Below are 20397 nucleotides of genomic sequence, written 5' to 3' on the forward strand. Positions count from 1 at the left end.
GGGCGCTACTGCGCGACCTGGGTGATCTCGAACGCCTGCGGCTGCTGCGCGGCGTGGGGGTGCTCGGGGCCTGCATAGACCTTGAGCTTAGAAATCTGGGCGTTGCCGAGCTTGGTCTTGGGAAGCATGCCCTTGACTGCGTTCTCGATGACGCGCTGAGGGTTCTTCTCGAGCAGTTCGCCGATTGGCACTGCGGAGAGGCCGCCCGGGTAGCCCGAGTGACGGTAAACCATCTTGTCGGTTGCCTTGGCGCCGGAAAGCGACACCTTCTCGGCATTGATCACGATGACGAAATCGCCGCCGTCGACGTGGGGCGCAAAGGTCGCCTTGTGCTTGCCGCGGAGCAGCGTAGCAGCCTGGGAGGCCAGACGACCGAGCACCACGTCAGTTGCATCGATGACGTACCAGTTATTGGTCACGTCACCCGGCTTGGGGGAATACGTACGCACTGTTAAGCCTTCTTCACTGGTCATGTGGATGGTGGCTGGTGGGCCACCGAGGTTGATTCGGTCGGCAGATCCTTAAGGCACAGGCGAGTGGGAGGCACCATTCCTCGTGGAACGCACAACGACGAACGATTCTACCGGCCAGGAGGCGCGCCGGTCAATTCAGAGATTCTCGCCGCGCCCTGGTGACCTCGGCGCGGGCCCCCAGTTCAGCATCGGCTGGGTAGCTCACCTGCTCCAATGTGAGCCCGTGGGCGGGCGCCACAGAGATCGCCGACGACCGCTCGCGACCACTGGCAACGATGGCCAGCCAGTCCAAGTCGCGCCGTCCTGAGCCGACCGGAAGCACGGCGCCCACCAACGAGCGGACCATCGAATGACAGAAGGCATCGGCCCGCACCGTCGCCACCACGAGTCCCGCGTCAGGACCGACCTTCACGCGGGACCATGAGAACTCCTTGAGTTCCCGGATCGACGTAGCGCCCTCTCGCGGTCGACAGAAGGGCGCAAAGTCACGCAGGCCAAGAAGCGTCGCCGACGCGGCGTTGAGCGCTTCAAGGTCCAAGGAATCGTCGCTGAACAGCACGTGACGGCGCATCAGTGGGTCTCGCAACTCGCGCACGTCGCAGATTCGGTATGCGTAGCGGCGCTCGGTCGCGGAGAACCGTGCGTCAAAGCCCGGAGGCGCTTCCGTGACGTCGTGGATCAACACGTCATCCGGGGCCAGCGCATCGAGTTTCGCGCGGAGCGCGTCCGCTGGGGTGCGGCCCGTCTGTCCGGGCACCCGCTCCCACGCTTCCAGTGGAACGTCCACGTGCGCCACCTGTTGGCGCGCATGCACGCCGGCATCCGTGCGCCCCGCAACGGTGATTCGTGGATTTAGGGATGCCCCCGTCTTAGGGTCCCGCACGATCTTCGCGAGTGCCTGCTCGAACTCGTCTTCAATCGTGCGCAGGTTCGGCTGTCGAGCCCACCCAGAGAACTCGGTGCCGTCATACGAAAAAACAAGACGAGCCCTCACGACCACACCGGAGTGTTCGGTCATGAGAGCTCGCCTTGTGTTAGCTAGATACGCGAGGCAACCCGCGCATCGGCCCTATTACTTGTCGTCGCCTTCGGCAGCGTCGGCGCCCTCAGCGGGTGCGTCTGCGTGCTCGGCCACGGCCTCTTCAGCCTTCACCTCGGGCTCGGAAGCCTCGGCGTTGGTGTCGGTGGCCTTCTCGGTCGCTGCCTCAGAAGCAGCGGCCTTCTTGGTGGCCTTGGTGGCCTCGTTCTTGACGGCCTTCTTGGCGGGTGCGCCGAACTCAACGAGCTCGATCACAGCCATAGGGGCGTTGTCGCCCTTACGGCTTCCAACCTTGGTGATGCGGGTGTAGCCGCCGTCGCGCTCCGCGAAGCCGGGGCCGATCTCGGTGAAGAGCGTGTGAACCACGCCCTTGTCCGACAGCAGGCCCAGGACCTTGCGGCGCGAAGCCAGGTCTCCACGCTTGGCGAACGTGATGAGACGCTCAGCGTAGGGACGCAGGCGCTTGGCCTTGGTCACAGTGGTCGTGATGCGGCCGTTCTCGAACAGGCTCTGCGCGAGGTTGGCCAGGATCTGGCGCTCGTGCGCAGGACCGCCGCCGAGGCGGGCACCCTTGGTGGGGGTAGGCATGATGCTTGGTTCTCCTTGTTACTGGTCGCTGCCCGAGAAGTACACGCCGGCAGAGCCGCCGTCGTACTCGGTGCCGCCGTCCTTGAGGGAGAAGCCCAGCTCGTTGAGCTTCTCCTTGACCTCAGTGATGGACTTCTGGCCGAAGTTACGGATGTCCATGAGGTCAGCCTCCGAGCGGGCAGTGAGCTCGCCAACGGTGTGGATGCCCTCGCGCTTGAGGCAGTTGTACGAACGCTGGGTGAGGTTCAGCTCCTCGATGGGCTGGTTGTAGTCCTCTTCCAGGGTCTCCTCGGAATCCGAAGGTCCGATTTCAATACCCTCGGCAGCCTCGTTCAAGCCCTTTGCGAGCGAGAACAGCTCGACCAGCGTCGAGCCGGCCGAAGCCACTGCGTCGCGGGGCGAGATGGCGTTCTTGGTCTCTACATCGATGACAAGCTCATCGAAGTCGGTGCGCTGGGCCACACGGGTGGCCTCCACCTTGTAGGTGACCTTCAGAACCGGGGAGTAGATCGAGTCCACGGGGATCTGACCGATCTCCGCGTCGTAGCTCTTGTTCATCGAGGCGGGCACGTAGCCACGGCCACGCTCGACGGTCAGCTCGACCTCGAACTTCGCCTTCGAGTTCAGGGTCGCGACGTGGAGGTCGGGGTTGTGGATCTCAACACCGGCGGGCGGTGCGATGTCGGCGGCCGTTACGGCGCCGGCACCGGACTTGCGCAGGTACATGACCACAGGCTCATCGTGGTCAGAGGAGACCACGAGGTTCTTGAGGTTAAGCAGGATCTCGGTTACGTCCTCCTTCACGCCCTCAATGGTCGTGAATTCGTGGAGGACGCCCTCGAAACGCACCGACGTCACTGCAGCGCCTGGAATGGACGACAGCAGGGTGCGACGGAGCGAGTTGCCGAGCGTGTAGCCGAAGCCAGGCTCGAGCGGCTTGAGGGAGAACTGCGAACGGTTGTCCGAAATGACCTTCTCGGTCAGCGTGGGACGCTGTGCGATCAGCACGGTTCATTTCCTTTCCGAGCACCCGCTATTTGATGCTCGCAAACCTGCCGGGGTTCTGTCCGTCAGGGTGGGAGTTCTTCAGTTGAAAGGATTCGGGTCACAGCTGGGCCCGAATGACGAGGCGTGGTGACCGCGGCCGTAGATGGCCGCAGTCACCACCGTTCGCTAGTTGCGGCGGCGCTTGGGAGGACGGCAGCCGTTGTGGGCCTGGGGCGTCACGTCCTTGATGGACGTCACCTCCATGCCAGCGGCCGTCAGCGAGCGGATCGCAGTGTCGCGGCCCGAACCCGGGCCCTTCACGAACACGTCGACCTTGCTCATGCCAGCGTCCTGCGCACGGCGTGCAGCGGCCTCAGCGGCCATCTGCGCGGCGTAGGGCGTCGACTTACGCGAGCCCTTGAAGCCGACCTGACCAGACGACGACCACGACACCACGGCACCCGAGGGGTCCGTGATCGAGATGATCGTGTTGTTGAAGGTCGACTTGATGTGAGCCTGACCGTGCGCGACGGTCTTCTTGATCTTCTTGCGCGGCTTACGAGTAGGTGCGGCCATGGCTTACTTCTTCTTTCCGGCGACGGTCTTCTTGGCGCCCTTACGAGTACGGGCGTTGGTCTTGGTGCGCTGACCACGGACCGGCATGCCACGACGGTGGCGCAGTCCCTGGTAGTTTCCGATTTCCACCTTGCGGCGAATGTCGCCCTGCACCGTACGGCGCAGGTCACCCTCGACCTCGAAGTTGGCCTCGATGTAGTCGCGGATAGCGACCAGTTCGGCGTCTCCAGCGTCCTTCACGCGCAGGTCTGCACTCACGCCGGTAGCGGCGAGAATTTCCTGGGCGCGGGTGCGGCCGATGCCATAGATGTAGGTGAGCGCGATCTCCATGCGCTTATCGCGCGGGAGGTCAACGCCTACGATGCGTGCCATTGTTTCTTTTCTACTCCTCAGTAGTCGGAGGTCTGACGCTCAAGCTTCCCGCGGGATATGGTGCGGGCCTCGGCCTCCGAGCCGAGGGCTGCCTTGCGGCTGCCTGAACGCTGTCTTTTGGGTGTGTCAGCCCTGACGCTGCTTGTGGCGCAGGTTGTCGCAGATGACCATGACACGGCCATTGCGGCGAATTACCTTGCACTTATCGCAGATGGGCTTAACGCTGGGCTTTACCTTCATGATTCCTTCATTCGCTCTCGGCGTGCCTGGACGCAACCGCTCGGGACGCGCCGGGGGCGACGATCACTTGTAGCGGTAGACGATGCGGCCGCGGGACAGGTCGTAGGGGCTCAACTCGACTACAACCCGGTCCTCAGGGAGGATTCGGATGTAGTGCTGTCGCATCTTGCCCGAGATGTGGGCGAGGACGAGGTGTCCGTTGGTCAGTTCCACTCGGAACGACGCATTAGGAAGCGCCTCGACCACGGTGCCTTCGACCTCGATGACTCCGTCTTTCTTGGCCATGAACTCCACTCACATTAGTTGACTGGTTTTCGGGCGCGGCAAAACGCCCGAGGATCAACTATACGCGAAGATGTGCCGCTTCTCAACCACAGGGACCTGATGGTCCCTGGAGAGGGCCGATGCTGGGGCTGGCTTGTGTAGGCAACGCCCGCGATCGTGGCTCAAGTTGGCACGAGACGTGAGCTCGCAAGCTTCTCTTAAGCGGTAGCCCCATTCTACCTCTCGCCGCGCCACCGAGGTGACCGCGGCATCGTCCCTTCTGTCTTACGTGCCGGGGGCGAAGCGCATGGAGGCTGCCGGCTGCTCCGCCGCCTGTCGGGAACCGCGGCCCGGGACCGGACGCGGTGGGAGTGCTCGTGGAACGCGCATGTGCCATGGAGATGCCGGGTTTGGCGCGGATGTGTCGTCCGCGTGACTGGCGCGATCCGTCATCCACGCCGGAGGAGCCCCAGGTGGCGTTGCGCTGTGACGCTCGGTGATGGTGTGTTCAACCAGGTGGCGCACCTCGGGCCTGCGGTGCCGCGTGAGTTGTGTCAGCAAAGACTGGGGCACGGCAGCATTGCGAACCACGGCCTTCACCACGAACGGGTCCCTGTCCCCTGCGAGTAGTTCGAGGACCGTGGCACCCGCACTGGGGTGACTGGCGACTGCACTGCGCACCGCGCTGCGGCCATCGTGCGCCAGTGTCACCAAGACTCCGAAGGCGCAATCGTGGCGCCTGGCCAGCGCCTCGCGAACGCCCGAGTCGCGGTGCCTCGCCAGTTTGAGCATGCGTTCGAGGCTCAAGTCAGCGCCTTCAGCGATGTGCTGCTCCGGCGACTGTTTTCGTGGGGAATGACTAAACGACAGCCCGGACGCAGCCATGTAGGCGCGCGACCAAGAGCCGTCGTCCATTCCGCGCACCATCGTCGCTCCCCACCACCGTCAGTTATCGTGAGGACCGAACGTACGTGGCGGGGATTGCTACCGACTGTCGGCAAGGTGGCCGGCATGTGAATGCCGCGTGAAGAAGCGAAGTTGGAACTCGGGTCAGAAGCCGCTGGTACCTGTGGGGTGCTGGGGCACGGCCGGCGTGGCGTCGCGGGTGACTTCCGCGCCATCGGGAAAGCGCAGAACCGCGCCAGAGCCATCCGCGCTGGGCGTGTCCCGCGTGATGAAGCGCTGCGGTGGCGCCGCGGCTTGGGTGGGCCTGGGCTCATTGAGTCGGGCTGAGGCAGCCGCGCGCACCGCGGGCTTCTTGTGGAACGCGAGGCGCTCCACCAAGGCGCTGTCCGCAGCGGGATTGCCCAGGACCGCCACAACAACCTCGATATGACGATCCGTGGCGAGGTGCTCGAGCACAGGGTGAGTCACCGCGCTGTTGGCAGCCAAGGCGACCCGGACATCGAGAGTGCGGTCGTGAGCGAGCGTGGCCATGAGCCCAATCGGGATGTCAGCACGGGACGCGACCGCTTCGCGCACCACGGCGTTCTTGCTCTGGCCGAGTGCCGCCAGGTCTGCCTTGTGCACGACAGGTTGGCGTGCGCGCTCCACTTCGTCGCTCGCCCCGGGGGCATATTGGAAGCCACGTGCCATGAGCCACCTCCCTATCGCTCCAGACTTTGTTGTCGGATGCGACATGGGAAGGCTATCGAGCCCGGGTGTCAGCGACGTGCCGGCGTTGTCACAAGTGTGTGAACTGGGGTGGAATGCCTCACAGAGGCCCGCACGGGAGCGCGGAGGAGGCGCCCTTGATCGCTCGCCCGCTAGTCGAGGGGCGTGGGCTCAACGCCAAACGGCGCCAGTCCCTTGAGGCCACCATCAGCGGCCGTGAGGACCCAGATCCCGTCGTCATGCACGGCAATCGAGTGCTCCCAATGCGCACCCCTGCTGCCGTCGGCAGACACGATTGTCCAGTCATCGTCGAGGACCTTGCTGTCCTCGGTCCCTAACACCAGCATCGGCTCGATTGCGACACACATGCCGGGCTTAACCCGGGGGTGGCGGCCCCGCGTGCGGTAGTTCAGGACGTCCGGAGGCTGGTGCATGGCGGTACCGATTCCATGGCCCACGTAACCGACAAGCGGGTGTAGACCCGCAGCATCGGCCACATCCTCGATCGCTGCCCCCACCTCATCAAGACGATTCGCGGTCGCAAGCGCCGCGATACCGGCCCACAGGGACCGGCGCGTCTGCTCGACCAACTGCACGTCGCGCTTGGACAGCGGCTCGCCAATGATGAAGCTGATTGCTGAGTCGCCGTGCCAGCCGTCGACAATCGCGCCGCAATCGACTGAGACGACGTCCCCGGGTTCGAGGACCTTGTCCCCCGGGATGCCGTGCACGATCTCTTCGTTGACCGACACACACGCCGTGGCTGGGAAGCCGTGATAGCCGAGGAAGTTGGAGGTCGCTCCCGCGTCCTCAATCACCGCCGCCGTGGCGTCGCCGACATCGCGCGTGGTGGCACCCGGAACCGCAGCCGCCTTCGCGGCTGCGAGCGCGCGCTCGACGATCAGCCCAGCTTGAGCCATGACCCGCATCTGTTCGCGGGTCTTGTACTCGATCCGTTGACTCATCGCCGCGCGCCAGAAGCGTTAGCGGGACTCGACGGCGGTGACGATGCGCTCAGTGACCTGGTCGATCTCACCAAGTCCGTCGACCTGCACGAGCAGACCGCGGCCCTCGAAGAACGCGGTGAGCGGTGCAGTCTGCGTGGCGTAGACCGACAGACGCTTGCGGATCACTGGCTCGGTGTCATCCGAGCGGCCTTCGATCTCAGCGCGGTTGATCAGACGCTTCGTCACCTCGTCAGAGTCCGCCGTGATCTCGATGGCGACATCCAGGATCACACCGAGGTCCGACAGCATTCCGTCGAGCTCGACAGCCTGCTCCGGGTTGCGGGGATAGCCGTCGAGAAGGAAACCTGGCTCGACGTCGTCCTCCGAGAGGCGGTCACGCACCATGGCATTCGTCACCTCATCCGGGACGAGCGCGCCAGCCGACATGTACTCCTGCGCCTTGAGGCCGAGTTCGGTCTTGCCGGAAACGTTCGCGCGGAAGATGTCGCCAGTTGAGATGGCGGGGATCCCGTAGCGCTCGGCGAGGCGAGCGGCCTGGGTTCCCTTACCTGCTCCGGGAGGACCGAGGAGAACGATACGCATTACTTCAAGAACCCTTCGTAGTGGCGCTGCTCCAGCTGCGACTGGATGCGCTTGACGGTGTCCAGACCCACACCCACAAGGATGAGGACGGATGCGCCGCCAAATGGGATAGATGCACTCAGGCCAAGAGCCACGAACACGATGGTCGGCAACAGGGCCACGATCGCCAGGTACAGCGATCCAGCGGCCGTGATGCGCGACAGCACGTATGCGAGGAAGTCGGCCGTGGGCTTGCCGGGACGGATGCCCGGCACGAATCCGCCGTACTTCTTCATGTTGTCAGCGACGTCAGTTGGGTTGAACGTAATCGCTGTGTAGAAGTAGGCGAAGAAGATGATCATCAAGGTGAAGAACAAGATGTTCAACGGCGCACCGGGGTCCGCAATGTGCGTCTGCATCCACAAGACCCAATCGGACGGGTCGTTGCCGGAGAACTGCACGATCACCGACGGCAACGTCAGAAGCGACGAAGCGAAGATCACCGGGATGATGCCGGCCATGTTGATCTTCATCGGAATGTACGTCGAGGAGCCGCCCAGCATGCGACGGCCAACCATGCGCTTGGCGTACTGCACAGGGATACGGCGCTGCGACTGCTCGATGAAGACGACCACGGCAATGATCACGAGGACCAGGCCGGCGACAAGGATGGAGTTGCGGACGCCGTCCGAGGAGTTCCAGATGGTCGACGCTGCACCCGGGAACGACGCTGCGATAGACGTGAAGATCAGCAGCGACATGCCGTTACCGACACCGCGCTCAGTGATCCGTTCACCCAACCACATGATCAGGATGGTTCCCGCAGTCATCGTCAGGATCATGACGGCAATCACGTACCAGGAATCATCAGGGATGATCGGGAACGCGCACCCTGGGAAGAACGCATCATTGCGTGCCAGAGTGATGTAGGACGCGGACTGCAAAGCCGCGAATCCAAGCGTGATGTAGCGCGTGTACTGGGTCAGCTTGGCCTGGCCCTCGGGACCTTCCTTGTACAGGGTCTCGAAACGAGGGATCAGGACGCGCAGTAGCTGCACGATGATCGACGCGGTGATGTAGGGCATGATGCCCAGCGCGAAGACCGAAAGTTGGAGAAGCGCTCCACCCGAGAAGAGGTTGAGGATCGCGAACGCCGAGTTGCTCGACGCGGTCGATGCACACAGCTGGACGTTCTCGTAATCCACGCCTGGGGTAGGGATCGCCACACCCATGCGGTAAATGACGATGATGCCCAGCGTGAACAGAAGCTTCTTGCGTAGATCCGGCGTGCGGAACGCGCTCACGAAGCCTTTCAGCATTGATCCTCCACAGTTTGGGCCCACCGTCGGGCCATATGAGCGGGGCGGGCCACGCTCACGCGTAACCCGCCCCCGACTCTAGTCTGGCTAGCTCTCGTTCACCGAACCGCCGGCAGCCTCAATCTTGGACTTCGCCGACTGCGAAACCTTATCGGCATCGACGATCTCGATCTTGACGGCGATGTCGCCCTCACCGAGAACCTTGACGGGCTGGTTCTTGCGGACCGCTCCCTTGTCGACCAGATCAGCCTTGGTGATCTTGCCGCCCTTGGGGAAGAGCTCGGCGATCTGAGCCACGTTCACGACCTGGTAGGTCACCTTGAACGGGCTCTTGAAGCCGGGCAGCTTCGGGATACGCATGTGGATGGGCGTCTGACCACCCTCGAAGCGCTCGGGCACCTGGTAACGGGCGCCGGTTCCCTTGGTACCGCGACCTGCAGTCTTACCCTTCGATGCCTCACCACGACCCACACGGGTCTTCTTGGTGTGCGCACCCTCAGCGGGGCGCAGGTGGTGCATCTTCAGGGTGGTGACCTTGGCCTCAGGCTCAGCCTTGGCGGCCGCGGGCTTCTTAGCCGCAGCAGCCTTCTTAGGCGTTGCCTTCTTAGCAGCGGGCTTGTCAGCCGCATCCGCCTTCTTCTCAGCGGTCGCCTTGGAGGCCGTGGCCTTCTTGGCGGCAGGCTTCTTAGCCGCGGCCGACGAGCTGGCCTTCTTTGCGGCCGGCTTCTTGGCCGCGGGCTTCTTGTCCGCGGTCTCGTCGGCGGGAGTCTTGTTCTCCTCAGCCATTACTCAACCTCCTCCACGGCAACCAGGTGGTCAACCGCCTTGACCATCCCGCGAATTTCGGGACGGTCTTCCTTCACGACGATGTCGCCGATGCGCTTCAGTCCGAGCGACCGCAGAGTTTCGCGGTGCTGCGGCTTGATGCCGATCGTCGACTTCTTCTGCTGGACCTTCAGTCGTGCCATCGTCACTTCACCCCCGCTGCCTGCGCGCGGAGCATCGCGGCCGGAGCCACGTCTTCCACGGGCAGTCCGCGACGAGCCGCGACAGCTTCAGGCTGCTCGAGACCCTGGAGGGCCGCGACGGTGGCGTGCACGATGTTGATTGCGTTGGACGAGCCAAGCGACTTCGACAGAACGTCGTGGATACCGGCGCACTCGAGTACGGCGCGCACGGGTCCACCCGCGATTACACCGGTACCCGGTGCAGCGGGGCGAAGGAACACGACGCCAGCTGCGGCTTCACCCTGCACCTGGTGCGGGATGGTGCCCTGGATGCGGGGAACGCGGAAGAAGTTACGCTTCGCTTCCTCGACACCCTTGGAGATCGCCGATGGGACCTCCTTGGCCTTGCCGTAGCCCACGCCGACGTTACCTTCACCGTCGCCCACGACCACGAGGGCGGTGAAGCTGAAGCGACGACCACCCTTCACGACCTTGGAGACGCGGTTGATGGTGACCACGCGTTCGATGAACTTGTTGTCAGGCTCGTTGCCGCGGCCATTGCCGCGACGGTTGCTGTTGTCAGCCATACGAATTCCTTATCCTGGACCCGGCTACAGAGCCAGGCCACCCTCTCGGGCGCCGTCTGCGACCGCGGCCACACGACCGTGGTACTTGTTGCCACCGCGGTCAAAGACCACGGATTCGATGCCGGCTGCCTTGGCGCGCTCAGCGACAAGCTCTCCGACCTTGGTGGCCTTGGCGGTCTTGTCGCCGTCCAGCGAGCGGACGTCGGCCTCGAGAGTCGAGGCAGACGCAAGCGTCTTGCCGACGGTGTCGTCCACGATCTGCGCCACCATGTGGCGGGACGAACGGGTCACGACCAGGCGCGGACGCGCTGTGGTGCCCGAGATCTTCTTGCGCAGGCGGAAGTGACGGCGCTTGCGCTGAACCGTCTTCCCCTTGCCCTTGATGGTGATAGCCATGGCTTACTTACCCGTCTTTCCTGCCTTGCGGCGAACCTGCTCACCCGCGTAGCGCACACCCTTGCCCTTATAGGGCTCCGGGGGACGAACCTTGCGGATGTTGGCAGCGACTTCGCCGACCTGCTGCTTATCGATACCGGAGACCGAGAACTTCGTCGGACCGTCGACCGCGAACGTGATGCCTTCAGGAGGGTTGATCACGACGGGGTGCGAGAAGCCGAGTGCGAACTCAAGGTCCGAACCCTTCAAGGCGACGCGGTAACCCGTGCCGACAATCTCGAGTTTCTTTTCGTATCCGTTGGTCACACCCTCGACCATGTTGGAGATCAGGGTGCGCGTCAGGCCGTGCAGCGACTTGGACACACGCTCGTCGTCAGGACGCGAGACGGTGATGCCGTCTTCGCCCTGCGAGACCGTGATGGGCGACGCAACGGTGTGCGACAAGGTGCCCTTGGGGCCCTTGACCGAAACCAGTGCGTCCTCGATTGTGACGTCTACGCCGCCGGGAACCGGGACGGGGTACTTTCCAATGCGTGACATAAGAGTGCTCCTTCCCGACTTACCAGACGAACGCGACGACTTCGCCGCCGACGCCCTTCTTCTCGGCCTCACGGTCCGTCAGCAGACCGGAGGAGGTGGACAGGATCGCGACACCAAGACCGCCGAGCACCTTCGGGAGGTTGGTCGACTTTGCGTACACGCGCAGGCCCGGCTTGGACACGCGGCGCACGCCAGCGAGCGAACGCTCGCGGTTGGGGCCGTACTTCAGGGTCAGCGTGAGGGTCTTGCCCACCTCTGCGTCGGTCGTTTCCGAGCCAGAGATGTAGCCCTGCTGCTCCAAGATGGTGGCAATGTTTGCCTTCAGCTTGGAGTGCGGCATAGACACGGTCTCGTGGTATGCCGCATTCGCGTTGCGCAGACGGGTCAACATGTCTGCGATGGGGTCAGTCATCGTCATGAGTTTTGAACTCTTCCTCGCCATGGTTTCCGCGCATCTGCGCGGACCTGTGGCGTAGTGGTTTTACCAGCTGCTCTTGGTGATGCCGGGAAGCTCACCAGCGTGGGCCATCTCACGGAAGCACACGCGGCAGAGGCCGAACTTGCGGTACACGGAGTGCGGACGGCCGCACCGCTGGCACCGAGTGTAGGCGCGCACAGCAAACTTCTGCTTGCCAGCCGCCTTGTTCTTCAGGGCAGTCTTCGCCATGTCACTTCTCCTTGAACGGGAAGCCCAGCTGCTTCAGCAGCGAGCGGCCCTCGGCGTCGGTCGTCGCGGTGGTCACCACAGTGATGTCCATTCCGCGGACGCGGTCGATCTTGTCGACGTCGATCTCATGGAACATCGACTGCTCCGTGAGACCGAACGTGTAGTTGCCGGTGCCGTCGAACTGCTTGGGGCTGAGTCCGCGGAAGTCGCGGATACGCGGCAGTGCGATGGACAGCAGACGGTCGAGGAACTCCCACATGCGGTCGCCACGCAAGGTGACGTGCGCGCCGATGGGCTGGCCCTCGCGGAGCTTGAACTGCGCGATGGACTTCCGAGCCTTGGTCACCTGCGGCTTCTGACCGGTGATGGCCGTGAGGTCCGAGATGGCGCCCTCAATCAGCTTCGAGTCCTTCGCTGCATCGCCAACACCCATGTTGACCACGATCTTGGTGAGACCAGCAACCTGGTTCACGTTCTCGTGCCCAAACTCCTCCTGGAGCTTGGCGATGATCTCCGAGCGGTACTTCTCCTTCAGCCGTGGCTGAGTCGTAGCGGTGCTCATTCGACGTCCTTACCCGAGCGCTTGGCGACGCGCACACGCTTGGTGCGAGTACGGCCGTCCTGCTCGACCTCCGCCGTGCGGTAACCCACACGAGTGCCCTTCTTGGTCTCCGGGTCCACGAGCATCACGTTCGAGATGTGCATCGCTGCCTCTACCTCGACGATGCCGCCCGACTGGTTGTCACGACTGGTGCCCGGCTTGATGTGCTTGGTGACGCGGTGAACGCCCTCAACCAACACGCGGTCGCGCTCCTTGTCGATCTCGAGCACGCGGCCCTGCTGACCACGGTCGCGTCCGGCGATGACGACAACGAGGTCGCCCTTCTTGATCTTCGCCATCAGATAACCTCCGGTGCCAGCGAGATGATCTTCATGAACTTGCGGTCACGCAGCTCACGACCCACGGGGCCGAAGATGCGAGTTCCACGGGGCTCGCCCGTTTCCGCGCTCTTGAGAATCACAGCGGCGTTCTCATCGAACTTGATGTAGGAACCGTCGGGACGACGGCGCTCCTTGGTCGTGCGGACGATGACGGCCTTGACCACATCGCCCTTCTTGACGTTGCCGCCAGGGATTGCATCCTTGACGGTGGCGACAATCGTGTCGCCAATGCCGGCGTAGCGACGCTTCGAACCACCGAGCACACGGATGACAAGGATCTCCTTGGCACCAGTGTTGTCGGCGACTCGTAGTCGCGACTCCTGCTGAATCATGTCTGTCTCCTGTCGTCTGGTTCTCGCCCGGCAGCACCGAACGAGCCTGGTCGAACGTTAGTTACTTGGCCTTCTCGACGATTTCGACGAGACGCCACCGCTTTGAAGCGGACAGCGGACGGGTCTCCATGACAACGACGAGGTCGCCGATACCGGCGGTGTTGTTCTCGTCGTGTGCCTTGATCTTGCTGTTTTGACGGATGACCTTGCCGTAGAGGGGGTGCTTTACGCGGTCCTCAACGTCAACGGTGATGGTCTTGTCCATCTTGTCGCTCACGACGTAGCCGCGGCGGACCTTGCGGTCTGCGCGCTGCTCGTCGGAAGCGGTGCTGGTCTTGTCAGTAGACATGTTGGCTCTTCCTTACTCGGCCGACGCCGTGGGGGCCGTGCGGATTCCGAGCTCGCGCTCGCGCAGGATCGTGTAGATGCGGGCGATGTCGCGCTTGACTGCCTTGAGGCGGCCGTGGTTTTCCAGCTGGCCGGTGGCCGACTGGAAACGGAGGTTGAACAGCTCCTCCTTGGCCTTGCGCAGCTCGTCCACGAGACGCTCGTTCTCCATGGCATCGAGCTCGCTTGGCATCAGGCCCTTGGTACCGATAGCCATTAGATGTCACCACCCTCACGGGAAACGAAACGGGTCTTCATGGGGAGCTTGTGCTGAGCGCGGCTGAGCGCTTCACGAGCGAGGTCTTCCGGAACACCGGCGAGCTCGAACATGACGCGGCCGGGCTTGACGTTAGCCACCCACCACTCGGGTGAACCCTTACCGGATCCCATGCGGACCTCGGCAGGCTTCTTGGTCAGAGGACGGTCGGGGTAGATGTTGATCCACACCTTTCCGCCACGCTTGATGTGACGGGTCATCGCAATACGAGCCGCCTCAATCTGGCGGTTCGTGACGTACGCGGGCTCCAGTGCCTGGATGCCGTAGTCGCCGAACGAGACCTCGGTGCCGCCCTTGGCAGCGCCACTCCGCTTGGGGTGGTGCTGCTTGCGGTACTTCACACGACGGGGAATAAGCATTGTGCTTAAGCCTCCTTCTTGGCCTCGGCCGGAGCCTCAGCCGCGGGGGCCTCGGCCTTGGGAGCCTCGGCAGACTGCTGGCGGTCACGAGGACCACCCTCACGACGGGCGCCGCCACGGCCTCCACGGCCGCGCTGGGGACGGGGAGCCTTTGCCTGCTCGGCGGCCCACTCCTTCTCCGTCATGTCGCCCTTGTAGATCCACACCTTGACGCCGATGACGCCAAACGTGGTGCGGGCCTCGAAGAAGCCGTAGTCGATGTTCGCGCGCAGGGTGTGCAGGGGCACACGGCCTTCGCGGTAGAACTCCGAACGCGACATCTCAGCGCCACCAAGACGGCCCGAGCACTGGACTCGGATTCCCTTGGCGCCTGCGCGCAGCGAGGACTGAATGCCCTTACGCATTGCGCGGCGGAAGGCCACGCGGGATGCGAGCTGCTCGGCGATGCCCTGGGCGACGAGCTGTGCGTCGACCTCGGCGTTCTTCACCTCGAGGATGTTGAGCTGCACCTGCTTGCCGGTCAGCTTCTCCAAGTTGGAGCGGAGCTTGTCGGCTTCGGCGCCACGGCGACCGATGACGATGCCGGGACGAGCGGTGTGCAGGTCCACGCGGACACGCTCACGGGTGCGCTCGATCTCGACCTTCGACACGCCTGCGCGCTCGAGGCCCTGGCTCATCAGCTTGCGGATCTTGACGTCCTCGTCCACGTAGTCGCGGTAGCGCTCCCCGACCTTGGTCGAGTCGGCGAACCAGCGCGAGCGGTGGTCGGTCGTGATCCCCAGGCGGTAGCCATGCGGGTTGATCTTCTGACCCATTAGTTGGCCCCTTCCTTCACGGCAACCTCGGGTGTCGCGACGACCACGGAGATGTGGCTGCTGCGCTTGAGGATGCGGTTGGCACGACCCTGAGCACGCGGCTGAATGCGCTTCATGGTCGGACCCTCGTCGACGGTGATCTCCTTGATAACGAGCTCGCGCTCGTCGAAGCGCTCGCCTGCCGCTTCGGCCTTCTGCCGAGCGTTAGCGATCGCGGACTCGATGAGCTTGCGCACGTCGGTGGCCACCGCCTGCGGCTGGAACTTCAGCGAGGCTGCTGCCTCGGTGGCGTTCTGACCACGGACCAGGTTCACGACACGGCGAGCCTTCTGGGCGGTCACGCGAAGGTATCGCGTCTGCGCCTTGGCTTCCATCTGTACTCCTCTAACCTTCGCCGGGCGCCTTAGCGGCGGCCCTTGCGGTCGTCCTTGATGTGGCCCTTGAACGTGCGTGTGGGTGCAAACTCACCCAGCTTGTGACCGACCATCGACTCGGTGACGAACACCGGGACGTGCTTGCGGCCGTCGTGCACGGCAAAGGTGTGACCCAGGAAGTCCGGCGTAATAACGCTACGGCGCGACCAGGTCTTGATGACGTTCTTGGTACCCGCATCGTTCTGGGCGTCCACCTTCTTCTGAAGGTGGTCGTCGACGAAGGGGCCCTTCTTAAGACTGCGTGGCATTCTTCAGGCTCCTTAACGCTTGTTCTTGCCAGTACGACGACGACGGACGATGAGCTGGTCGGATTCCTTACCCGACTTGCGGGTACGGCCCTCAGGCTGTCCCCACGGCGAGACCGGGTGGCGTCCACCGGAAGTCTTGCCCTCACCACCACCGTGCGGGTGGTCCACGGGGTTCATGACGACACCACGCACGGTCGGGCGCTTGCCCTTCCAGCGCATGCGGCCGGCCTTACCCCAGTTGATGTTCGACTGCTCGGCGTTGCCGACCTCGCCGATGGTCGCACGGCAGCGAGCATCAACGTTGCGGATTTCACCGGAAGGCATGCGCAACTGCGCGAAGCGGCCCTCCTTGGCGACCAACTGGACCGAAGCACCAGCTGAACGAGCGATCTTGGCGCCACCACCGGGCTTGAGCTCAATGGCGTGAATGACGGTACCAACCGGGATGTTGCGCAGCGGCAGGTTGTTGCCGGGCTTGATGTCAGCTCCGACGCCTGCCTCTACAACGGTGCCCTGCGAAAGCTTCTCGGGGGCAATGATGTAGCGCTTCTCACCGTCTGCGTAGTGCAGCAGTGCGATGCGAGCGGTGCGGTTGGGGTCGTACTCGATGTGAGCGACGGTGGCCGGCACGCCATCCTTGTCGTGACGACGGAAGTCGATCACGCGGTAGGCACGCTTGTGGCCACCACCCTGGTGGCGAGTGGTGATGCGACCGGTGTTGTTACGGCCGCCCTTCTTGTGAAGCGGACGGGTCAACGACTTCTCGGGCTCCGTGCGCGTCACCTCGACGAAGTCGGCGACCGACGAGCCACGACGGCCCGGAGTCGTCGGCTTGTGCTTGCGAATAGCCATGGTTGCTTGAGTCCTTTACCTAGCCCACGTGGCCCGAGAAGATGTCAAGTGCTTCGCCGTCACCAACGGTGACGATCGCGCGCTTGACGTCCTTGCGCTTGCCGATCCCATAACGGGTACGACGCGCCTTGCCCTTGCGGTTGATGGTGTTGACCGAGGTGACCTTGACACCGAAGACCTGCTCGACTGCGATCTTGATCTCAGTCTTGTTGGCTCGGGGGTCGACCTCGAAGGTGTACTTGCCCTCATCCATGAGCGAGTAGCTCTTCTCCGACACGATGGGTCGGATCAGGATGTCGCGGGGGTTCTTGTTTACGGTGCTCACTTGGTCTCCTCCGCCTCAGACTCGGTGGCAACCGCGGTTGCCGACTTGCCCTTGGCAGGGCCGGCCAGGAACGCCTCAAGAGCGCCAGCGGTGAAGACGGTGTCGTCGTTCACCAGGACGTCGTAGGTGTTGAGCTGGTCGACCGCGATGACGTGGATCCACGCTGCGTTGCGCAGCGACTTCCACGAGACCTGGTCGTTACGCTCGAGCACGACCAGGGCGCTACGGCCATTGGTCAGGTTCGAGATCGCCTCGAGGGCCTTCTTGGTTGACGGGGTGTCCCCGGCGACGAGGCTCTTGAGGACGTGAACGCGGCCAGCGCGAGCACGGTCCGACAGAGCACCGCGCAGGGCGGCAGCCTTCATCTTCTTGGGGGTGCGCTGCGAGTAGTCGCGAGGCTGGGGACCGTGAACGGTTCCACCACCGGCGAACTGAGGAGCGCGAATCGAGCCCTGGCGGGCACGACCGGTGCCCTTCTGCTTGTAGGGCTTGCGGCCACCACCCGAGACATCGGCGCGGGTCTTGGTGGCGTGGGTTCCCTGGCGCGCTGCTGCGCGCTGGGCCACGACCACCTGGTGGATCAGCGGAACGTTGGTGACGACGTCGAAGACCTCAGCGGGAAGGTCGGTGGTGCCGGCCTTCTTGCCCGAAGCATCGCGCACGTCGACAGTCAGTGCATCAGCCATGGTGTCACGCACCCTTCACGGCGGAGCGGATCATAACAACGCCGCCCTTGTTGCCAGGAACCGCGCCCTTGACGAGCAGCAGGCCCTTCTCGGAGTCAACCGAGTGGACGGACAGGTTCTGGACGGTCTTGCGGTCATTACCCATGCGACCGGCCATCTTCAGGCCACGGAAAACGCGCGACGGCGTCGAAGCGCCACCGATCGATCCGGCCTTACGGTGGTTGCGGTGTGCACCGTGAGATGCGCCCACACCGTGGAAGCCGTGGCGCTTCATGACACCAGCGGTTCCCTTACCCTTCGTGGTACCGGTGACGTCAACCTTCTGGCCAGCCTCGAACACCTCAGCGGTGAGCTCCTGGCCGAGCGTGTAGTCAGCGGCGTCTGCGGTGCGGACCTCAGCCACGTGGCGGCGCGGCGTAACGCCGGCGGCCTCGAAGTGGCCCTTCAGGGGGTCCGTCACGCGACGGGGGTCAACTGTGCCGAACGCGAGTTGGACAGCTTCATAGCCGTCCTTGTCCGCGGTGCGCACCTGAGTCACAACGTTGGTGTCTACCTGAACGACGGTGACGGGGATAACCCGGCCTTCGTCGTCCCACACCTGCGTCATGCCCAGCTTCGTACCCAGCAGCGCACGCGTGGTGCGCTGGGCATTGGAAGTCGTAGTCATGGTGCTTGGTTTCCTTTTGCTGGAGTGCTTAGAGCTTGATCTCGATGTTGACGTCCGCAGGGAGGTCGAGACGCATGAGCGAGTCGACGGCCTTGGGAGTCGGGTCCACGATGTCGATGAGGCGCTTGTGAGTGCGCATCTCGAAGTGCTCGCGGGAGTCCTTGTACTTGTGAGGCGAACGGATCACACAGAACACGTTCTTCTCGGTGGGCAGCGGGACGGGGCCCACTACCGACGCACCAGCACGCGTGACCGTCTCGACGATCTTGCGAGCCGAAGAGTCGATGACCTCGTGGTCATAGCTCTTCAGCCGAATGCGGATCTTCTGTCCCGCCATGGCGTGGTTCTGCCTTTTCTCTCGTACGACTAGGTTCTCCACCTCCGACCCCCGCGCTCGGGCGTGTCGCATATCTGCGACGCACAGGCGCGCTCGCCGAAGTCAATCGGCTCGTCGTTGGTGGTGTGCGGTCGCCCACAATGGGCAACCTGAATATTGTGCCAGATTTTGCCTCGGCGCGCCACTCGAGCGGCAAGGTCCGATGCTGCACTGGCCTGGGGGCGTCCCTCACGACCGAGGTTACTCCCCTTACGGAGGTCCGACAAGCATCGGGCCTACGCACAGATGCGGGGCCCGACCGAAGTCAGGCCCCGCATCGTGAGGCTACAAAAAACTACTTGATGATCTTGGTGACGGTGCCTGAACCGACGGTGCGGCCACCCTCACGAATCGCGAAGCCCTGACCCTCTTCGAGGGCGATCGGCTGAATGAGCTCGACCGACATCTCGGTGGTGTCACCCGGCATGACCATTTCGGTGCCCTCGGGCAGCGAGATGACGCCGGTCACATCCGTGGTGCGGATGTAGAACTGCGGACGGTAGTTGGTGTAGAAGGGGTTGTGACGGCCACCCTCATCCTTGTTCAGGATGTAGACCTTGCCCTCGAAGTTGGTGTGCGGCGTGGTGGTGCCGGGCTGGACGATGACCTGTCCGCGCTCGACGTCTTCACGCTTGGTACCACGAAGCAGCAGACCGCAGTTCTCGCCGGCCCATGCCTCATCCATCTGCTTGTGGAACATCTCGATACCGGTGACCGTGGTCTTCTGGGGCTCACGGATACCGAGGATCTCGACGTCAGAGTTGATGGCAAGCTTGCCGCGCTCGACCTTACCGGTGACGACAGTTCCACGACCGGTGATCGTGAAGACGTCCTCAACGGGCATCAGGAAGGGCTTGTCCATGTCGCGCTCGGGCTCGGGGACGTTCTCGTCCACTGCCGTCATGAGCTCCTGGACCGAAGCAACCCACTTCTCGTCGCCCTCGAGCGCCTTCAGCGCCGAGACCTTGATGACGGGAGCGTTGTCGCCGTCGAAGCCCTGCGACGACAGCAGCTCGCGGACCTCCATCTCGACGAGGTCGAGGATCTCTTCGTCGTCGACCATGTCGGACTTGTTCAGCGCGACCAGCAGGTAAGGAACACCAACCTGCTTGGCGAGCAGCACGTGCTCGCGGGTCTGAGCCATAGGACCGTCGGTTGCTGCAACCACGAGGATTGCGCCGTCCATCTGGGCGGCACCGGTGATCATGTTCTTGATGTAGTCAGCGTGACCGGGTGCGTCGACGTGTGCGTAGTGACGCTTCTCGGTCTCGTACTCGATGTGCGCGATGTTGATCGTAATTCCGCGCTCGCGCTCTTCAGGAGCCTTGTCGATGTCTTCGAAAGGCGTGAAGGGGTTGAGGTCGGGGTACTGGTCGTGCAGCGTCTTCGAGATCGCAGCAGTCAGCGTCGTCTTACCGTGGTCGACGTGACCGATGGTGCCGATGTTGACGTGCGGCTTCTTCCGCTCGAACTTGGCCTTAGCCATGAGGGGTTCCTCCTGAATTATTGAGAGACTCGGGTAAAGATGCTAAGCCTTGCGGTGGCCGATGGCCATCTGG

Annotated in this window: 35 protein-coding genes; all 35 read right to left on the bottom strand. The window is 63.4% G+C overall.

Going from position 1 to position 20397, the window contains the following annotated elements; all coding sequences use genetic code 11:
* Positions 1–5 precede the first annotated feature (5 nt).
* The 35 genes from rplM to tuf all read right to left on the bottom strand — a co-directional run bounded on the left by rplM (position 6) and on the right by tuf (position 20324).
* Positions 6–449 carry a 50S ribosomal protein L13 gene (gene rplM, locus AOP74_RS03510; RefSeq protein ID WP_061960945.1) on the bottom strand — a complete coding sequence of 148 codons (444 nt, stop codon included), beginning with the start codon at positions 447–449 and terminating at the stop codon, positions 6–8.
* A gap of 154 nt (positions 450–603) precedes the next feature.
* Positions 604–1491 carry a tRNA pseudouridine(38-40) synthase TruA gene (truA, locus tag AOP74_RS03515; protein WP_061960946.1) on the bottom strand — a complete coding sequence of 296 codons (888 nt, stop codon included), beginning with the start codon at positions 1489–1491 and terminating at the stop codon, positions 604–606.
* A gap of 54 nt (positions 1492–1545) precedes the next feature.
* Positions 1546–2100 (bottom strand): 50S ribosomal protein L17, encoded by a 555-nt coding sequence (rplQ, locus tag AOP74_RS03520; RefSeq protein ID WP_061960947.1) that lies wholly within the window; start codon positions 2098–2100, stop codon positions 1546–1548.
* Positions 2101–2118: 18 nt separating this feature from the next.
* Positions 2119–3108, bottom strand: coding sequence for a DNA-directed RNA polymerase subunit alpha (locus AOP74_RS03525; RefSeq protein WP_061960948.1), 990 nt, complete (start codon positions 3106–3108; stop codon positions 2119–2121).
* 165 nt (positions 3109–3273) lie between these two features.
* Positions 3274–3663, bottom strand: coding sequence for a 30S ribosomal protein S11 (gene rpsK, locus AOP74_RS03530; protein ID WP_061960949.1), 390 nt, complete (start codon positions 3661–3663; stop codon positions 3274–3276).
* 3 nt (positions 3664–3666) lie between these two features.
* Positions 3667–4035: a 30S ribosomal protein S13 gene (gene rpsM, locus AOP74_RS03535; protein ID WP_061960950.1), complete on the bottom strand. Its 369-nt coding sequence runs from the start codon at positions 4033–4035 to the stop codon at positions 3667–3669.
* Positions 4036–4161: 126 nt separating this feature from the next.
* Positions 4162–4275: a 50S ribosomal protein L36 gene (gene rpmJ, locus AOP74_RS03540; RefSeq protein ID WP_061960951.1), complete on the bottom strand. Its 114-nt coding sequence runs from the start codon at positions 4273–4275 to the stop codon at positions 4162–4164.
* A gap of 63 nt (positions 4276–4338) precedes the next feature.
* A complete protein-coding gene (infA, locus tag AOP74_RS03545) occupies positions 4339–4560 on the bottom strand; it encodes a translation initiation factor IF-1 (protein ID WP_061960952.1) in 222 nt (73 codons plus the stop codon).
* 264 nt (positions 4561–4824) lie between these two features.
* The gene (locus tag AOP74_RS03550) at positions 4825–5454 is read right to left on the bottom strand and encodes a hypothetical protein (protein WP_152649149.1); all 630 of its coding nucleotides are present in this window, start codon (positions 5452–5454) and stop codon (positions 4825–4827) included.
* Positions 5455–5589: 135 nt separating this feature from the next.
* Entirely contained in the window at positions 5590–6135 is a 546-nt protein-coding gene (locus tag AOP74_RS03555; protein ID WP_061960954.1) for a variant leucine-rich repeat-containing protein, read from the bottom strand.
* A gap of 170 nt (positions 6136–6305) precedes the next feature.
* Positions 6306–7118: a type I methionyl aminopeptidase gene (gene map / locus AOP74_RS03560; protein ID WP_061960955.1), complete on the bottom strand. Its 813-nt coding sequence runs from the start codon at positions 7116–7118 to the stop codon at positions 6306–6308.
* Between the two features lie 18 nt (positions 7119–7136).
* Positions 7137–7703: an adenylate kinase gene (locus tag AOP74_RS03565; RefSeq protein ID WP_061960956.1), complete on the bottom strand. Its 567-nt coding sequence runs from the start codon at positions 7701–7703 to the stop codon at positions 7137–7139.
* On the bottom strand, positions 7703–9001 hold the full coding sequence (gene secY / locus AOP74_RS03570; protein WP_061960957.1) for a preprotein translocase subunit SecY: 1299 nt from the start codon (positions 8999–9001) through the stop codon (positions 7703–7705). Before secY ends, AOP74_RS03565 begins: the two co-directional genes overlap by 1 nt.
* An 87-nt stretch (positions 9002–9088) precedes the next feature.
* Positions 9089–9787 (bottom strand): 50S ribosomal protein L15, encoded by a 699-nt coding sequence (gene rplO / locus AOP74_RS12015; protein WP_082095976.1) that lies wholly within the window; start codon positions 9785–9787, stop codon positions 9089–9091.
* Positions 9787–9969 carry a 50S ribosomal protein L30 gene (gene rpmD, locus AOP74_RS03580; protein ID WP_061960958.1) on the bottom strand — a complete coding sequence of 61 codons (183 nt, stop codon included), beginning with the start codon at positions 9967–9969 and terminating at the stop codon, positions 9787–9789. Before rpmD ends, rplO begins: the two co-directional genes overlap by 1 nt.
* 2 nt (positions 9970–9971) lie before the next feature.
* Positions 9972–10535 (bottom strand): 30S ribosomal protein S5, encoded by a 564-nt coding sequence (rpsE, locus tag AOP74_RS03585; protein ID WP_061960959.1) that lies wholly within the window; start codon positions 10533–10535, stop codon positions 9972–9974.
* A 24-nt stretch (positions 10536–10559) separates the two neighbouring features.
* Positions 10560–10931 carry a 50S ribosomal protein L18 gene (gene rplR, locus AOP74_RS03590; protein ID WP_061960960.1) on the bottom strand — a complete coding sequence of 124 codons (372 nt, stop codon included), beginning with the start codon at positions 10929–10931 and terminating at the stop codon, positions 10560–10562.
* Positions 10932–10934: 3 nt separating this feature from the next.
* A complete protein-coding gene (gene rplF, locus AOP74_RS03595) occupies positions 10935–11471 on the bottom strand; it encodes a 50S ribosomal protein L6 (RefSeq protein ID WP_061960961.1) in 537 nt (178 codons plus the stop codon).
* 19 nt (positions 11472–11490) lie between these two features.
* Positions 11491–11889 carry a 30S ribosomal protein S8 gene (gene rpsH / locus AOP74_RS03600; protein ID WP_061960962.1) on the bottom strand — a complete coding sequence of 133 codons (399 nt, stop codon included), beginning with the start codon at positions 11887–11889 and terminating at the stop codon, positions 11491–11493.
* Between the two features lie 63 nt (positions 11890–11952).
* Entirely contained in the window at positions 11953–12138 is a 186-nt protein-coding gene (locus AOP74_RS03605) for a type Z 30S ribosomal protein S14 (protein WP_061960963.1), read from the bottom strand.
* A 1-nt stretch (position 12139) separates the two neighbouring features.
* Positions 12140–12700, bottom strand: a complete 561-nt coding sequence (gene rplE, locus AOP74_RS03610) for a 50S ribosomal protein L5 (protein ID WP_061960964.1) — start codon at positions 12698–12700, stop codon at positions 12140–12142.
* Positions 12697–13038, bottom strand: coding sequence for a 50S ribosomal protein L24 (rplX, locus tag AOP74_RS03615; RefSeq protein ID WP_061960965.1), 342 nt, complete (start codon positions 13036–13038; stop codon positions 12697–12699). The genes rplE and rplX overlap by 4 nt, the downstream gene beginning before the upstream one ends.
* Entirely contained in the window at positions 13038–13412 is a 375-nt protein-coding gene (gene rplN / locus AOP74_RS03620) for a 50S ribosomal protein L14 (RefSeq protein ID WP_061960966.1), read from the bottom strand. The genes rplX and rplN overlap by 1 nt, the downstream gene beginning before the upstream one ends.
* Positions 13413–13473: 61 nt before the next feature.
* A complete protein-coding gene (rpsQ, locus tag AOP74_RS03625) occupies positions 13474–13761 on the bottom strand; it encodes a 30S ribosomal protein S17 (RefSeq protein ID WP_061960967.1) in 288 nt (95 codons plus the stop codon).
* A gap of 12 nt (positions 13762–13773) precedes the next feature.
* Positions 13774–14016 carry a 50S ribosomal protein L29 gene (gene rpmC / locus AOP74_RS03630; protein WP_061960968.1) on the bottom strand — a complete coding sequence of 81 codons (243 nt, stop codon included), beginning with the start codon at positions 14014–14016 and terminating at the stop codon, positions 13774–13776.
* The gene (gene rplP, locus AOP74_RS03635) at positions 14016–14435 is read right to left on the bottom strand and encodes a 50S ribosomal protein L16 (RefSeq protein ID WP_061960969.1); all 420 of its coding nucleotides are present in this window, start codon (positions 14433–14435) and stop codon (positions 14016–14018) included. The genes rpmC and rplP overlap by 1 nt, the downstream gene beginning before the upstream one ends.
* 5 nt (positions 14436–14440) lie before the next feature.
* Entirely contained in the window at positions 14441–15250 is an 810-nt protein-coding gene (gene rpsC, locus AOP74_RS03640; protein WP_061960970.1) for a 30S ribosomal protein S3, read from the bottom strand.
* Positions 15250–15624: a 50S ribosomal protein L22 gene (gene rplV / locus AOP74_RS03645; protein WP_061960971.1), complete on the bottom strand. Its 375-nt coding sequence runs from the start codon at positions 15622–15624 to the stop codon at positions 15250–15252. Before rplV ends, rpsC begins: the two co-directional genes overlap by 1 nt.
* A gap of 29 nt (positions 15625–15653) precedes the next feature.
* Positions 15654–15932 (bottom strand): 30S ribosomal protein S19, encoded by a 279-nt coding sequence (rpsS, locus tag AOP74_RS03650; RefSeq protein ID WP_061960972.1) that lies wholly within the window; start codon positions 15930–15932, stop codon positions 15654–15656.
* Between the two features lie 12 nt (positions 15933–15944).
* On the bottom strand, positions 15945–16784 hold the full coding sequence (gene rplB / locus AOP74_RS03655) for a 50S ribosomal protein L2 (protein WP_061960973.1): 840 nt from the start codon (positions 16782–16784) through the stop codon (positions 15945–15947).
* 19 nt (positions 16785–16803) lie between these two features.
* Positions 16804–17109 (bottom strand): 50S ribosomal protein L23, encoded by a 306-nt coding sequence (gene rplW, locus AOP74_RS03660; RefSeq protein WP_061960974.1) that lies wholly within the window; start codon positions 17107–17109, stop codon positions 16804–16806.
* Positions 17106–17795, bottom strand: a complete 690-nt coding sequence (gene rplD, locus AOP74_RS03665) for a 50S ribosomal protein L4 (RefSeq protein WP_061961886.1) — start codon at positions 17793–17795, stop codon at positions 17106–17108. Before rplD ends, rplW begins: the two co-directional genes overlap by 4 nt.
* 4 nt (positions 17796–17799) lie before the next feature.
* A complete protein-coding gene (gene rplC / locus AOP74_RS03670; RefSeq protein WP_061960975.1) occupies positions 17800–18462 on the bottom strand; it encodes a 50S ribosomal protein L3 in 663 nt (220 codons plus the stop codon).
* A 28-nt stretch (positions 18463–18490) separates the two neighbouring features.
* Complete coding sequence (rpsJ, locus tag AOP74_RS03675) at positions 18491–18799, bottom strand: 30S ribosomal protein S10 (RefSeq protein ID WP_042213186.1); 309 nt, start codon at positions 18797–18799, stop codon at positions 18491–18493.
* Between the two features lie 334 nt (positions 18800–19133).
* Complete coding sequence (gene tuf / locus AOP74_RS03680; RefSeq protein WP_061960976.1) at positions 19134–20324, bottom strand: elongation factor Tu; 1191 nt, start codon at positions 20322–20324, stop codon at positions 19134–19136.
* Between the last annotated feature and the right edge of the window lie 73 nt (positions 20325–20397).

This window comes from Demequina flava (assembly GCF_000975035.1).
Classification (GTDB): Bacteria; Actinomycetota; Actinomycetes; order Actinomycetales; family Demequinaceae; genus Demequina; species Demequina flava.

Coding starts and splice junctions, on each gene's coding strand:
- rpsM (WP_061960950.1), bottom strand. CDS start 4,035: ATGGCACGCATCGTAGGCGTTGACCTCCCGCGCGATAAGCGCATGGAG.
- secY (WP_061960957.1), bottom strand. CDS start 9,001: ATGCTGAAAGGCTTCGTGAGCGCGTTCCGCACGCCGGATCTACGCAAG.
- rplQ (WP_061960947.1), bottom strand. CDS start 2,100: ATGCCTACCCCCACCAAGGGTGCCCGCCTCGGCGGCGGTCCTGCGCAC.
- rpsH (WP_061960962.1), bottom strand. CDS start 11,889: ATGACGATGACTGACCCCATCGCAGACATGTTGACCCGTCTGCGCAAC.
- AOP74_RS03550 (WP_152649149.1), bottom strand. CDS start 5,454: ATGGACGACGGCTCTTGGTCGCGCGCCTACATGGCTGCGTCCGGGCTG.
- rpsJ (WP_042213186.1), bottom strand. CDS start 18,799: ATGGCGGGACAGAAGATCCGCATTCGGCTGAAGAGCTATGACCACGAG.
- AOP74_RS03605 (WP_061960963.1), bottom strand. CDS start 12,138: ATGGCGAAGACTGCCCTGAAGAACAAGGCGGCTGGCAAGCAGAAGTTT.
- rpsK (WP_061960949.1), bottom strand. CDS start 3,663: ATGGCCGCACCTACTCGTAAGCCGCGCAAGAAGATCAAGAAGACCGTC.
- rplE (WP_061960964.1), bottom strand. CDS start 12,700: ATGAGCACCGCTACGACTCAGCCACGGCTGAAGGAGAAGTACCGCTCG.
- rpmJ (WP_061960951.1), bottom strand. CDS start 4,275: ATGAAGGTAAAGCCCAGCGTTAAGCCCATCTGCGATAAGTGCAAGGTA.
- rplP (WP_061960969.1), bottom strand. CDS start 14,435: ATGCTTATTCCCCGTCGTGTGAAGTACCGCAAGCAGCACCACCCCAAG.
- rplR (WP_061960960.1), bottom strand. CDS start 10,931: ATGGCTATCACCATCAAGGGCAAGGGGAAGACGGTTCAGCGCAAGCGC.
- infA (WP_061960952.1), bottom strand. CDS start 4,560: ATGGCCAAGAAAGACGGAGTCATCGAGGTCGAAGGCACCGTGGTCGAG.
- AOP74_RS03555 (WP_061960954.1), bottom strand. CDS start 6,135: ATGGCACGTGGCTTCCAATATGCCCCCGGGGCGAGCGACGAAGTGGAG.
- tuf (WP_061960976.1), bottom strand. CDS start 20,324: ATGGCTAAGGCCAAGTTCGAGCGGAAGAAGCCGCACGTCAACATCGGC.
- rplD (WP_061961886.1), bottom strand. CDS start 17,795: ATGGCTGATGCACTGACTGTCGACGTGCGCGATGCTTCGGGCAAGAAG.
- truA (WP_061960946.1), bottom strand. CDS start 1,491: ATGACCGAACACTCCGGTGTGGTCGTGAGGGCTCGTCTTGTTTTTTCG.
- rplF (WP_061960961.1), bottom strand. CDS start 11,471: ATGTCACGCATTGGAAAGTACCCCGTCCCGGTTCCCGGCGGCGTAGAC.
- rpsS (WP_061960972.1), bottom strand. CDS start 15,932: ATGCCACGCAGTCTTAAGAAGGGCCCCTTCGTCGACGACCACCTTCAG.
- rplN (WP_061960966.1), bottom strand. CDS start 13,412: ATGATTCAGCAGGAGTCGCGACTACGAGTCGCCGACAACACTGGTGCC.
- rplB (WP_061960973.1), bottom strand. CDS start 16,784: ATGGCTATTCGCAAGCACAAGCCGACGACTCCGGGCCGTCGTGGCTCG.
- rplV (WP_061960971.1), bottom strand. CDS start 15,624: ATGGAAGCCAAGGCGCAGACGCGATACCTTCGCGTGACCGCCCAGAAG.
- AOP74_RS03565 (WP_061960956.1), bottom strand. CDS start 7,703: ATGCGTATCGTTCTCCTCGGTCCTCCCGGAGCAGGTAAGGGAACCCAG.
- rpsQ (WP_061960967.1), bottom strand. CDS start 13,761: ATGTCTACTGACAAGACCAGCACCGCTTCCGACGAGCAGCGCGCAGAC.
- rpmD (WP_061960958.1), bottom strand. CDS start 9,969: ATGGCACGACTGAAGGTCCAGCAGAAGAAGTCGACGATCGGCATCAAG.
- rplO (WP_082095976.1), bottom strand. CDS start 9,787: ATGGCTGAGGAGAACAAGACTCCCGCCGACGAGACCGCGGACAAGAAG.
- rpsE (WP_061960959.1), bottom strand. CDS start 10,535: ATGGCTGACAACAGCAACCGTCGCGGCAATGGCCGCGGCAACGAGCCT.
- map (WP_061960955.1), bottom strand. CDS start 7,118: ATGAGTCAACGGATCGAGTACAAGACCCGCGAACAGATGCGGGTCATG.
- rplC (WP_061960975.1), bottom strand. CDS start 18,462: ATGACTACGACTTCCAATGCCCAGCGCACCACGCGTGCGCTGCTGGGT.
- rpmC (WP_061960968.1), bottom strand. CDS start 14,016: ATGGCTATCGGTACCAAGGGCCTGATGCCAAGCGAGCTCGATGCCATG.
- rplX (WP_061960965.1), bottom strand. CDS start 13,038: ATGGCGAAGATCAAGAAGGGCGACCTCGTTGTCGTCATCGCCGGACGC.
- rpsC (WP_061960970.1), bottom strand. CDS start 15,250: ATGGGTCAGAAGATCAACCCGCATGGCTACCGCCTGGGGATCACGACC.